We start from the raw sequence: 13614 nt of genomic DNA, 5'->3' as shown, positions 1-13614 counted from the left end.
CCCAAACATCAAATCAAGATGTTTGGGGATATTTTTTTAAATCATTCTGGTATGTGTAATTTAACGGGTAAGACATTGTTTGATAGCGCTGGTTCATTATTGATTTCATTGAAAAGTGTATCAATTAAACGTTGAGCAGCTTCATGGATGGGCTGGATAATTGTTGGTAGGTCCGGATGAAGTAATTGCACAATGGGCGAACCATCATAGCCAACAACGTTCACGTCCTCTGGTACACGTAAATTAGCTTTACGAAGTGCATTTTGAAGTTGAATGGCCATCATATCGTTAAAGGCGAAGATGCCATCAATTTTATTGTCAACAACAATATCAACAATAGCTTGCATATCGCCACCGTTGGATACAAGGTTTGAATCGAAATCAAATGTTGTTAAATGACTTTTGTTGGACGTTGCTTCGGTAAATCCTTGATACCGCTTTGCAGTGGGTGAATTGGAATTATCATCATCACGTAGCATTAATATGTTTTTTGCACCAGTTGATACAAGGTACTCGCCAAGGAGATGACCACCGCGATAATTATCTTCAGAAACGATTGGAATCGTATCTGAAAGGTAACGATCATATGAAACAATAGGCAAGAAACTGTCTTTGTAACTGTCAATATTTGGATTGTGAGAAGAAGTAATAATTCCTTCAACTTGGTTAGCAGCTAACATTTGCAAATATTGCTGTTCTTTTTCAATATCATTTGAGCTTGTGGCAATAATAACTTTGTAGCCTTTTGCAAATAGCAGTTCTTCAATTTCAGCTACTAAAGCTGTGAAAAAAGGGTTTTCAATATTAGGAAAAATCAATCCAATAAACTGTGAGGATTTTCCTTGCAATGAACGCGCCATAGCATTAGGTTGATAGCGTAGTTCACGCATTGCTGCGTGAACTTTATCAATTGTTTTTTGACTTAATGAACCGTAACTGTTAATCACACGTGATACTGTTGTTACTGAAACGCCAGCTAATTCAGCGACGTCACTTAGTTTTGCAACCATAATAGGCCTCCATACTGTTGGAGATAATAATCTCTAGATTTTTGCTTTCATTCTATACCATTATACACTGTTTTTAGTTATATTTTTGGAATGTTTTGATTTTCCTGAATAGCGCTTGACAAATAAAAATGTAAGGTTTAGTATTGTCCATGTAAGTTACAGTAATCACAAACAGAAAAAGGAGATTATCATGGAAGCATTAGTATTAACAGGCATCAAGTCGCTAGAGTTACAAGACATTAACCAACCAGAAGTTAAACCAAACGAGGTCAAGATTCATACAGCCTTTGCAGGTATTTGTGGTACAGATCATGCCTTGTACGCTGGTTTGCCTGGTTCAGCACCAGCCGTTCCTCCCATCGTTTTGGGACATGAAAATTCAGGTGTTGTCGCTGAAATCGGTTCAGCAGTTACAAATGTTAAAGTGGGTGATCGCGTAACAGTAGATCCTAACATTTATTGTGGACAATGCAAGTACTGCCGTACAGGACGTCCAGAATTATGCGAAAACTTATCAGCTGTTGGGGTTACACGTGATGGTGGTTTTGAAGAATACTTTACAGCACCAGCCTCAGTTGTTTATCCAATTCCTGATAACGTATCATTGAAGTCAGCTGCTGTTGTTGAACCCATTTCATGTGCCGTTCATGGTATTCAATTGCTTAAGGTAACACCTTATCAAAAGGCGTTGGTTATTGGTGATGGCTTCATGGGTGAATTGTTCGTACAAATTTTGCAAGCATATGGTATCCACCAAGTTGATTTGGCTGGTATTGTTGATGAAAAGCTTGCAATGAACAAGGAAAAGTTTGGTGCTAAAAATATCTTCAACACAAAGAACGGTGACAAAATTCCTGATGCTGAATATGATGTTGTCATTGAAGCTGTAGGTATGCCACAAACACAAGAAGCAGCTATTGAAGCAGCCGCACGTGGCGGACAAGTGTTGATGTTTGGTGTCGGTGGTCCTGATGCTAAGTTTGAAATGAATACTTATGAAGTCTTCCAAAAGCAATTAACAATCCAAGGATCATTTATCAATCCGAATGCGTTTGAAGATTCATTGGCATTGTTGTCATCTGGTAAATTAGATGTTGAATCATTGATGTCACATGAATTGGACTATAACACAGTTGATGACTTCGTAAATGGTAAATTAGGCGTTGTTTCAAAGGCTGTTGTTAAGGTTGGTGGAGAAGAGGCATAATCGAATGAACGCTAAAAACGTAACACAGGGTGCGACTGTAAATCGTGGTCGTACGCTTACGATTAGCGCTTCCTTATCATATTTTGTTTTTTCTTTGATAATCAACGCGGCAGGTAATGTGCTTACAGTCGTTACCAGTCAAAAAATTCACCCAACTTTTTTAGGTTCAGCATATTGGACAGCCGCACAGGCTGGCTTCAATAAGGCAGTCTTTCAAGGATCTAATGGCACACTTGGTTGGATATTCTTCATCGTAGGTGTATTGATTGCTATATTGAATGTGTTTTTACAAGGATACTTTAACTGGAAAAAGTTTGTTGGGAATATTGCCTTCATGGTACCGTTCTCACTGCTAATTAGTTTTTTTGCTAGTGCGTTTTCCCAAGTGTTACCAGAGTCACATAGTGTTTTGGTCACAGTAATATATACGTTATTGAATTTCTTAGGTGTTGTCATGATTGGTCTAGCAATATCAATTTATCAACGGACTAATTTAATCTTGCATCCAGCAGATGATTTAATGCAAATCTTACGATTTAAGTATTTCAAGGGTGCTGCTGCAAAAGCCATGTGGGCATCTTACATTCCACCAACAATTATTGGTATTGTCGCAATTATTATCTTGCCTGATTTTTCAAATTATGGTTTAGGCACAATATTTGCCTTTCTATTCCAAGGTGGTATCACTGGGTGGGGTGATAAGTATATCTTCCCTAACTTGAAACATCAAGGTATTTAGTTAGAACTTAAAGGCGTGAAACATAACAGTTTCGGTCTTTGTGAATGTCAGTATAGGAGCATAATATGTCATTTTCAGATTATTATTCAGGTGTGCAACACATTGGTATTCCAACAAAAGATTTAGCTACCGCTGAAGCTTTTTGGACAAAACTTGGTTTTAATAAGACCGGCGACTTTCCAGTTGGAAATGTTATCTTTATGAAGCGTGACAATCTTGTGATTGAAACGTGGCAACAAGACGAAGTAGCTGGACAACCTGGTGCCATTAACCATATTTCGATGGATACAACAGATGCAGATGCAGCCTTTGCTGCAGCAAAGGCTGAAGGTTTCAAGCTAATTGATTCAGAAGTACAACATTTAGCCTTTTGGGAAAAAGGCATTAAGTTCTTCAACGTTGAGGGGCCAGATGCTGTGATTGTTGAATTTTGTGAAATCGTAAAATAAATATCTTTTCAAACCTCGTAGATTTATTATTACGAGGTTTTTTGTTTGTTCTAGTGATTATCCATTCTAAATTATTTGACACTTGATGCATAATTATGTAAAAAATAAATTTTCATAAAAAAATTCTGAAGAGCGCTTGACATATGTAATCATAATCGATTACACTGGAATGTAAGCGCTTCATAAATTTTAAATAATAAACAGATTTACGAGTGTGTAAAATAAATGCTATCATTCAAGTATTGCTGTTTTTTCAGGTAATATGGGTTTGATAACGTATCAGAAAAGAGAAAAAATGGGATTATTAGGTGCAATTGAAGCAGGTGGAACAAAGTTTGTTGTGGCAGTCGCGGATGAAAATTACAATATTGTCGCACGTTCGGCTTTTCCAACGCTGGACGGTGAAAAAACATTAGATCAAGTCATCGCGTTTTTTGATCAATTTGATAATATTGATGCGATTGGTATTGCAGCATTCGGGCCAATTGATATTGTTACTAACTCTAAAACATATGGCTATGTCTTAGCTACACCTAAGCATGGTTGGTCAGGTTATGACTTTTTGGGACGTATGAAGGCATGGCGCGATATTCCTTATTTCTGGACAACAGATGTTAACGGTGCTGGATGGGCGGAATTTGAAACCGGCGCTGCAAAAGATGTTAACAACATGGTTTATTTGACAGTTGGTACTGGTGTGGGCGCTGGGATTGTTTCTGGTGGTCATCTAGTGAGTGGTTACGGACATCCTGAGGCAGGACATATCTTCCTACAAAAGCATCCAGAAGACACGTATGAAGGTCATTGCCCATTCCACGGGGACAACTGTTTAGAAGGACTGGCTGCTGGACCAGCGATTGAAGCACGTTGGCAAATGAGCGCTAAAGAAATACCAGCTGACCACTTAGCTTGGAAGATTGAAGCTTATTATTTGGCACAAGCTGCACTAGATTACACGATGATCCTGCGTCCTGAAAAAATTGTATTTGGCGGTGGCGTTTCTCATCGAGAAGACCTGTTTCCACTTATTCGTGAAAGCTTTGCTAAGCAAATGAGTGATTATTTGGAAGTGCCAGATTTAGACGATTATATTGTACCCGTAGCAAATGGTGATAATGCTGGTATCTTGGGTTGCTTCTACCTTGCTAAGACGCTCATTTAACTTGCTTACTTTTTGTCCATAGAACGGTTTTGTGTTAGTATTAACGTATATATCATTTCGAGGACAAAAAATATGGCAAAATTGGCAGAACAAACAGACGATTTACTTTGCGAAAATTTTACAAGGACATTTCAAATTCTTGGACGAAAATGGAATGGTCTCATTATAGAAACACTACTCATAGGTGGGGCTAAGCGTTTTTTAGAAATTTCACGTGCAATTCCAGTCTGCTCAGACCGTGTGTTAGTAGAGCGATTGAAAGAATTAGAAGCAGTGAACATCGTTAATCGCGTGACTTACGAAGACTCTAGCTTAATTGAATACAAGCTAACACCTGCTGGTGAGGCAATGCGACCTATGATGGCGGCCATACATGAGTGGTCTGATAAATTTAACAATAGCGAACCAGTAAAATAAAAATATTGAAGACAGAGACGATAGGGCATGATATACTAACAGTATAGTCATAACGTATCGTTTTTTAATAGACGGCATACGACGGATTATTATTAGAATTATATATTTTAAGCACAGAGAATGACCTAGTAATTGCATGCTTGATTCAGCGAATGGTATATTTTTGGTGAAAGTATCATAGTAAAGCGTTCAAAGAATTTCAGTCAGGAGTGTTTGGCTTAATTGCCAACGGCAGACGACGTTATCGTCATTAAAGCTGGTGTAAACCAGAAAATTGGGTGGTACCACGGTTATTAACGTCCCATGTTATCTTTTTGATAGCATGGGATTTTTTTATGAATTAGTCATGATATTCAGGAGTTGAAAGGAAATAATTATGAGCTTAGTTGAAGATCTCACGGCGCTAAAAGCAACAGCGATTGAAAGAATTAATACTGTTGGCGTAGATATTGAATCATTACGGGTAAGTTTGTTAGGCAGAAAAGGTGAGTTAACAAACTTACTTAAGGGTATGAAGAATGTACCCGCTCAAGAACGCAAAACAGTTGGTGAAATTGGTAATGATGTACGTCAAACAATTACTAATTTGTTAGCCGAAAAAAAAGCAGCCGAAGAAGTTGCAAAATTAAATCAACAATTAGCATCTGAAACAATTGATGTGACATTACCTGGCAGCTCACATGCTGTTGGACAACCGCATGTTTTGCAACAAATCATTGATGAAATTGAACAACATTTTCTTGGTTTAGGTTTTAAAATTATTGATGATACAGTTGATTCACCAGAAGTTGAAACAGATGAATATAATTTTGAACGAGAAAATTTGCCTAAAGATCATCCAGCACGCGATATGCAAGACACATTTTATATCACACCAGAAATCTTAATGCGTACACAGACATCACCCGTACAGTCACGTTCACTTGAAAAACATGATTTTTCAAAAGGACCTTTGAAAATGATTGCACCTGGGAAAGTGTACCGTCGTGATACTGATGATGCTACGCATTCTCATCAGTTTCATCAAGTTGAGGGGATGGTTGTTGGTGAAAATATTACAATGGCTGATTTGAAGGGTACGTTACTTTCGATTATGCAAGCATTGTTTGGTGAAAAACACCAAATCCGTATGAGACCATCTTATTTTCCATTTACTGAGCCTTCTGTCGAAGTTGACGTTTCGTGGAATGAAGTCACCCCAGATATGAAACCAGAAGATATTGAATGGATTGAAGTGCTGGGTGCCGGTATGACACATCCAAATGTGTTAAGGATGGATGGCATTGATCCTGAAAAATATTCTGCTTTCGCTTTTGGCTTAGGACCAGACCGGTTTGCTATGCTAAAGTATGGCGTGGATGATATTCGCCAATTCTATCTCAATGACATACGATTCTTATCGCAATTTAATCGGAAAGGAAACTGAAAATGAAAACAAGTTTGACATGGCTGAATGAATATCTAAATAACACCATTAATTTGGAACCAGCAGCTGTAGCGGATTTAGCAGAGCAAGTGGAACGAACGAGTGTTGAAATTAATGAGAGCACAACGATTGCAAAAGGACAAGACGGTCTTATCGTGGCACAAGTTATGCAGGTTCAACCCCATCCTGATTCTGATCATATGGTGATAGCACAAGTGAATGTTGGCACATCTGATCTCGTGCAAGTTGTTACGGGGGCACCTAATATTGCAGAAGGGCAGCTAGTGATTTTGGCAACCGTTGGTGCACATATTATCAAGCATGATACAGGTGAGTTGGTGACGTTAGAAAAAGTAACATTACGTGGTCAAGATTCTTATGGCATGTTAGTTGCCTTACAAGAGATTGGTTTTGACAACAAGATTGCACCCAAAAATTTTGAAGATGGTATACACATTTTTTCTGAACAAGATCATGTTAAACCAGGGGATGATGCACTTGTAGTTTTGGGAATGAATGAACCTGTTTTAGATACAGATTTAACACCTAATCGTGCAGATATGTTATCGATGATCGGCACTGCCTACGAGTTTGGGGCGATGCTTAAGCAAAAAGTCACGGTGCCTGATTTTGATTTGGTGGAGTATGAGTCTTTAGCCAGCGAGCAAGTAACCGTTACATTGGATGATGATTCATTAGCACCTAAATACGCATTACGCGTGATAAACAATGTGACAGTGACGGATTCACCACTTTGGTTACAAAAGCGATTATGGAACGCAGGCATGCGACCAATTAATAATATTGTTGACATTACGAATTACATGATGTTGATGTACGGTCAGCCAATACACGCTTTTGATTTAGATAAATTAACGCATCATGAATTACATATTCGTCGTGCAAAAAAAGATGAGCAATTAGTGACCTTAGATGAGCAAACACGTCAATTACGATCAGGTGAAGATATTGTGATTGCAACCGTTGACGAGCCTTTGATGTTAGCAGGCGTTATGGGTGGGAAAAGTTCTGAGGTTGACCGACAAACTAAACACATTGTGCTAGAAAGTGCAGTATTTAATCCTAGTCTTGTTCGTGCAACAGCACGTCGTCACAACTTACATTCAGAGGCATCATCACGTTTTGAACGCGGTGTCAATTGGGACAATACATTGACAGCACTAGATCATGCTGCGCAATTGTCAGATGAATTGGCAGGTGGACAGGTTGCTAGAGGGCAAGTAGTAGCGTCAAATATTCAGCGCTCAACTAAGACAATCGCGCTGTCAACACAACGGGTTAATCAAATTCTAGGAACAGCGTTGACCTTAAGTGATATAACAGCGATTCTAGATCAACTATCTTTTGACTATCAAACGCATGACGATTATGCTGAAGTAATTTTGCCAGCACGCCGTCCGGATATGGGCATTACAGCTGATCTCATTGAAGAAATCGCACGGTTGTATGGTTATGATAACCTGCCTGTGACATTGCCATATGGGCCAACAACGCCTGGTCAATTAACACAACAACAACGCCAAATACGTGCTAGCCGGCGTATTATGGAAAGTCTGGGTCTGAACCAAGCTATTTCTTATGTGTTGACGACGCCAGAAAAGGCACAACAATTTGCTGAAAATACAACAGCAAAGCTATTAACGTTAGACTATCCAATGAGCTCAGATCGTACCACTGCACGTCAAAACTTATTAGCAGGTTTGCTTGAAGATGTGGCCTATAATGTGAATCACTTTGTTCGTGATATTGCACTTTACGAACAAGGACGTGTTTTTATAGCAAATGAAAAGAATGAATTACCCACTGAAATGGAACATATTGCTGGTATTTTAACTGGTAATTATGCAAACTCGACTTGGCAAGCACTGAAAACAGATCGACCGGTTGATTTCTATGATATCAAGGGCATTGTCTCAGACTATTTGAATCAAATAGGTGTTAATCATGTGACCTATGTCGCAACTGATCGTCATGTTAACATGCATCCAGGACAGACGGCCGATATATATGCTGGTGAGGTGTATCTTGGTTTTGTTGGTCAAATACACCCACTAATTACTAAAGCTCAAAAGTTATCGTCAGTTTTTGGATTTGAGTTAAATTTGTTTGCTGTGATGTCTAATTCAGAACTTGATGTACACTATCATAAGGTTTCACGTTTTCCTCAGATGAGTCGTGATGCCGCGCTATTAGTTGACGCAGATATTAAGCATGCAACTATTGAATCACTAATCGCGCAAGTCTCGGGTGATAAACTAGTCAATATTAAGTTATTTGATGTCTATAAAGGGGATAAACTACCTTCTGGGAAAAAGTCATTAGCCTACACACTAACCTATCAAGATAACGATGGGACATTGCTAGAAGCAGAGGTCAACGCGGATTTTGAAAAGGTAACAACTGCCTTGATTAACGAACTTCATGTGGAGATTCGTTAATCTAATTTCTAATTTAATTTGAGTTACAGCCATTTTCACTGTATAATTGAATTTGGACTATAACTTTTACAAGGAAAATTCATGGCTAAAATAATTGTACGCGGTGGCAAACGCCTCCATGGTGAGGTCACAATCGGTGGCGCAAAAAATTCGACAGTAGCATTAATACCGGCTGCTATTTTGGCCGACACACCGGTCAAATTTGACACGGTGCCACAGATTTTGGATGTTAAAAATTTGCAGTTGATTTTGAACGCAATGAATGTGCAGTCAACTTTTGCAAATGGTAATCTAGACATCGATCCAACACATATTACAGAGAGTGATTTACCAAGTGGTGCAATCAAGTCCTTACGTGCCTCATATTATTTTATGGGTGCGCTTTTGGGTCGTTTTAACCGTGCAACCGTCACATTCCCTGGTGGTGATAATTTAGGCAGGCGTCCTATTGATCAACACATCAAGGGATTTGAAGCGCTTGGTGCGACAGTTACTGAAAGTAATGATATTATTCATATTGATGCAACAGAACATGGGTTAATAGGTGCACGAATTGCATTAGATACTGTGTCTGTGGGTGCGACAATTAATATTATTTTGGCCGCTGTGCGTGCAAAGGGTCAAACAGTGATCGAAAATGCGGCACGTGAACCAGAAATTATTGATATCGCAACATTTTTAAATAATATGGGTGCCAATGTGCGAGGCGCAGGGACAGATACGATTCGAATTGCTGGTGTACCGAGTCTTAAAGCGCGTAATACACATACTGTTATTCCAGATCGTATTGAAGCGGGTACTTACATGAGTATGGCAGCTGCATTTGGTGACGGTGTGACAATTAAAAATGTGATCCCAGAACATTTGGAATCATATACATCAAAATTGATTGAAATGGGTGTTAATTTAGACATCGGTGAAGATACGATTCATGTATACAAATCAGATGATCTGAAACCAGTCAATATTAAAACGATGCCATATCCTGGATTTGCGACAGATTTACAACAACCAATCACGCCGTTATTGTTGATGGCTTCTGGTGAGAGTAGTATTAACGATACAATCTATCCAAAACGTGTTAAACATGTTGCAGAATTGAGGAGAATGGGTGGGGATATTGATTCTGATAAGCCAGGCCACATTCGCGTTAATCATTCACCTAGATTAGTTGGAACAGATGTCGAGGCAGCTGAAATTAGAGCAGGTGCGGCCTTAATCATTGCAGCTATAATGGCCGAAGGAAAGACAATCATTAATGACGCCGATCATATTTTAAGAGGCTACGATCGCATTCAAAATAAGTTAACGACATTAGGTGCTGATATTACAATTGAGGGCATTGACCTTATTAACTTAATGCCATGACTAGGTATCTCTGAAGTTGTTGCAATTTAATATGCGTTATGCTAAGATATACTAGTTATATACTGACTCTGTTACAGAAGTATCAGGGCGCTAAGGAGAATTTATTATGCAAGCAGAAATCCATCCAAAATATCAAAAGGTCGTCTTCCTTGATGCTTCAACAGGTAAGAAGTTTTTGTCAGCTTCAACTGTAACATCAAATGACACAACTGATTTTGAAGGTACAGAATATCCTGTTATTCGTATGGATATTACATCAGATTCACATCCATTTTACACGGGTAAGCAAAAGTTTACGCAAGCAGATGGTGCGGTCGACAAGTTCAACAAGAAATTCGCTGGATTTGGCTTCAAAAACAACGAAGAACAATAATATACTTCGTTTTTATAAAAGCGTTCACTTTGGTGAACGCTTTTATTGTTAAATTATAATGAAAGAGAATATCGCAAGTGATAAATAATTTGTTATTGTGGATGCTATATTATCCCCGTTGAGACCGATGAATTGACAAAATTTACCATTGCATATGTATTGAAATTATGGCACGGACAATTATTCCAGTTAAACTACATGAAAAAATAGTGGCAGAAGTTAATGATATACGAATTGATGGCATGGGAATCGTGAATATCACACCATCATATCCATTATATATAGCAGATGCTATTCCAGGTGAAAAAATAGTATTAGAAGTGACGCAAGTTGATAAGTTTTCTGGCTATGCTCAAGTGCTCGAACGTTTAAATGTGTCCAATAAACGCCAAGATAGCCAGCGTCAATATTTAATCGATGCAGGAACAGCACCACTAGTGAACTTAAAATATCAGGCACAACTTGAATTAAAACAAATGCAAATTCAACGTTTGTTTGATCAACGTGGTATAGTGAGCACCGTTGATTCAACTGTTGGTATGAATGAACCGTCGTATTACCGTAATAAAACAATTGTCCCACTTAAATGGCAAGGCGGTCATTTAACAAGTGGTTTTTATCGTCGTGGAAGCCATGAGTTAGTACCCATGACAGATTATTTTGTGAATGATGCTAACATTGACAAGGCTATTACTACGGTGCGTGATATATTAGAAAAATACGATATTAGCGCTTTTGACCCAGATACTGGGCAAGGTGCTATGCGTTATATTATGATTCGTCGGGGTTTTTACTCGCATGAGCTAATGGTGGTACTCGTATCCAATCATGAGACGATTAAATTTGAAGAAAATATTATCGCTGATATTTGTCAACAGTTACCCGATTTAACGAGCTTGATTTTTAATTATAGTCCTAAAAAAGAATATGTTTTGTTAAGTCCGAATAATAGAACGCTTTGGGGACTATCCGCTATTCATGATACATTATTGGGGTATAATTTTGTTATTGGTCCAAATTCCTTTTATCAAGTCAATCCACAGATGACAGAGAAATTGTATGAGCTAGCTGCTCAGAAGGCTAATCTCAAAACAACTGATGTTGTTATTGATGCGTATTCAGGGATTGGAACAATTGGCATCACCGTTGCTAATCAGGTTAAACAGGTGCTGGGTGTAGAAGTTGTGCCAGGTGCTGTCGCAGATGCGCAACTGAATATTAAGGCTAATAAAATCAAAAACGTGACGTATATTTTAGCAGATGCACCGGAGCAGTTTAAACGTTGGCAAGACGCTGGGCTTAAACCAGATGTTGTTTTTGTTGATCCACCACGACGAGGACTAACGAGTCAACTCATCCAAGCAACAGTTGATATGGGACCAGATCGTTTGGTTTACATTAGTTGTAATCCAGTTACTTTAGCGCGCGATGCAGCTGAAATTTTAGAACAAGGGTATCATCTTAATGGCACGATTCTACCAGTAGATCAGTTCCCACAAACGTCACATATTGAAAGCATTACAGTATTTAAGAAAAATTCTTGATACAATGTAATTATCATTAATGCACTAATGATAATTAGTTGAGCGCGTATGTTACACAGTCGCGGTTAAACTTTTGACATAGTAGTGCTGTTATTTTGGAGTATAAATGAATTATTCAATGAAAACAATAGGCACTATTTTAAGTGCTACGACACAAGGTAATGATCAAATTAAGGTAACAGGTGTGGCGTTTAATTCTCGAGATGTCAAGACTGGTGATTTATTTGTTGCACTAGTTGCTGATAGTGATGGTCATCGATATCTACAAGATGCCCTAGATAGAGGCGCAACAGCCGTTTTAGTTGATGATAACCATGCCATCAGTGAGGCGCTACCTGCAATTATAGTCAAGGATACCCTAAAAGCCTTACAGCAACTTGCTAGCTATCATAGACAACAAATTAACCCTAAAGTAATTGCCATTACAGGATCTAATGGTAAAACCACAACGAAAGATATGACATCGGCGATTGTCTCAACGGGATTTAAAACATTTAAAACACCAGATAACTTCAATAATGAAATTGGTGTCCCAATGACTTTGTTAACCATGTCAAAGGAAACAGAGGTATTAGTTGTTGAACTTGGCATGGATCGTCCTGGGCAGCTCACTATGTTATCTCAATTAGTTCAACCAGATGTTGCAATTATTACCATGATAGGTGAAGCACATATTGAATTTTTTAAAACACGCGCAAACATTGCCAAGGCAAAATTAGAAATTACAAGTGGTTTGAAGGCTGAAGGCGTATTGTTTATTCCCTTTGATGAGCCACTTTTGACACAAGCTGTTGTCACTCAAAAAGTGGTGCGGTTTGGACAAGATATTGGTGCTGTGGAAACAGCATCTGATCATACAAATTTTGTCTACCAAAATACTCGATTTGCAATTCCTTTAATTGGTGGGTATAATATTATGAATGCGCTCGCAGCGATTTCAGCGGGTATCTTATTACATATTGATTTAAAAAATGCCGTACAGGCGCTACAAACATTTGATTTGACAAAAAATCGCACAGAACGGCTCGTTACTGCTCGCGGCGTGATTTTGATTAGTGATGTCTATAATTCAAATCCGACAGCAGTGGCAGCAGTTTTGGCGACTTTAAAAGCAATACCAGCACAACATAAGTATGTTGTGCTGGGTGATATGTTAGAATTAGGCGAACAGGCAAATGAATTGCATGCTGGTTTAGGGCAAAAAGTATTGGATGCCAATGTTGACGGTGTTTATTTAGTCGGTGACTTATTCAATCAGAATATGGCACCAATTTTAAAGACACAATTCAAATCATCGGATGTGCATCAATATACAACCGACCAATTAGCCGAATTGACCTTGGATTTACAAACGTTAGGTGAGGCGGGCGATGTGATCTTGTTAAAAGCAAGTCACGGAATCCATCTTGAAAACGTTGTTAACGCATTGATAGAATAATTTTTGTATTGGGGATGCAAAG

The 13614-nt window shown here is 38.5% G+C and carries 12 protein-coding genes; 11 read left to right on the top strand and 1 reads right to left on the bottom strand.

The genetic code is table 11. The features are described from left to right. Positions 1-41: 41 nt before the first annotated feature. Positions 42-1010, bottom strand: coding sequence for a LacI family DNA-binding transcriptional regulator (locus JOD28_RS06810; RefSeq protein ID WP_204770083.1), 969 nt, complete (start codon positions 1008-1010; stop codon positions 42-44). Between the two features lie 190 nt (positions 1011-1200). Here JOD28_RS06810 and JOD28_RS06805 point away from each other — a divergent pair, with 190 nt between their 5' ends. The 11 genes from JOD28_RS06805 to JOD28_RS06755 all read left to right on the top strand — a co-directional run bounded on the left by JOD28_RS06805 (position 1201) and on the right by JOD28_RS06755 (position 13592). After that, positions 1201-2217, top strand: a complete 1017-nt coding sequence (locus JOD28_RS06805; protein WP_204770082.1) for a zinc-dependent alcohol dehydrogenase family protein — start codon at positions 1201-1203, stop codon at positions 2215-2217. Positions 2218-2221: 4 nt separating this feature from the next. Beyond that, the gene (locus tag JOD28_RS06800) at positions 2222-2956 is read left to right on the top strand and encodes a DUF6198 family protein (RefSeq protein ID WP_204770081.1); all 735 of its coding nucleotides are present in this window, start codon (positions 2222-2224) and stop codon (positions 2954-2956) included. A 65-nt stretch (positions 2957-3021) separates the two neighbouring features. Further along, on the top strand, positions 3022-3405 hold the full coding sequence (locus JOD28_RS06795; RefSeq protein WP_204770080.1) for a VOC family protein: 384 nt from the start codon (positions 3022-3024) through the stop codon (positions 3403-3405). A gap of 295 nt (positions 3406-3700) precedes the next feature. Continuing rightward, on the top strand, positions 3701-4567 hold the full coding sequence (locus tag JOD28_RS06790; protein WP_204770079.1) for an ROK family protein: 867 nt from the start codon (positions 3701-3703) through the stop codon (positions 4565-4567). A gap of 72 nt (positions 4568-4639) precedes the next feature. Then, positions 4640-4984, top strand: coding sequence for a winged helix-turn-helix transcriptional regulator (locus JOD28_RS06785; RefSeq protein WP_204770078.1), 345 nt, complete (start codon positions 4640-4642; stop codon positions 4982-4984). A 376-nt stretch (positions 4985-5360) separates the two neighbouring features. Beyond that, positions 5361-6410 (top strand): phenylalanine--tRNA ligase subunit alpha, encoded by a 1050-nt coding sequence (pheS, locus tag JOD28_RS06780; RefSeq protein ID WP_204770077.1) that lies wholly within the window; start codon positions 5361-5363, stop codon positions 6408-6410. A 2-nt stretch (positions 6411-6412) separates the two neighbouring features. After that, positions 6413-8869, top strand: coding sequence for a phenylalanine--tRNA ligase subunit beta (pheT, locus tag JOD28_RS06775; protein ID WP_204770076.1), 2457 nt, complete (start codon positions 6413-6415; stop codon positions 8867-8869). Between the two features lie 81 nt (positions 8870-8950). Next, a complete protein-coding gene (locus JOD28_RS06770; protein ID WP_204770075.1) occupies positions 8951-10237 on the top strand; it encodes a UDP-N-acetylglucosamine 1-carboxyvinyltransferase in 1287 nt (428 codons plus the stop codon). Positions 10238-10343: 106 nt separating this feature from the next. Further along, positions 10344-10610 (top strand): type B 50S ribosomal protein L31, encoded by a 267-nt coding sequence (locus tag JOD28_RS06765; RefSeq protein WP_204770074.1) that lies wholly within the window; start codon positions 10344-10346, stop codon positions 10608-10610. Positions 10611-10777: 167 nt separating this feature from the next. After that, on the top strand, positions 10778-12154 hold the full coding sequence (gene rlmD / locus JOD28_RS06760) for a 23S rRNA (uracil(1939)-C(5))-methyltransferase RlmD (protein WP_204770073.1): 1377 nt from the start codon (positions 10778-10780) through the stop codon (positions 12152-12154). A 106-nt stretch (positions 12155-12260) separates the two neighbouring features. Then, on the top strand, positions 12261-13592 hold the full coding sequence (locus JOD28_RS06755) for a UDP-N-acetylmuramoyl-tripeptide--D-alanyl-D-alanine ligase (RefSeq protein ID WP_204770072.1): 1332 nt from the start codon (positions 12261-12263) through the stop codon (positions 13590-13592). Positions 13593-13614 lie beyond the last annotated feature (22 nt).

Origin of the sequence: Leuconostoc rapi, from assembly GCF_016908715.1 — a bacterium.
Classification (GTDB): Bacteria; Bacillota; Bacilli; order Lactobacillales; family Lactobacillaceae; genus Leuconostoc; species Leuconostoc rapi.
Note: the sequence above shows the minus strand (reverse complement) of the source record. Positions and strands in the feature narration are given on the sequence as shown.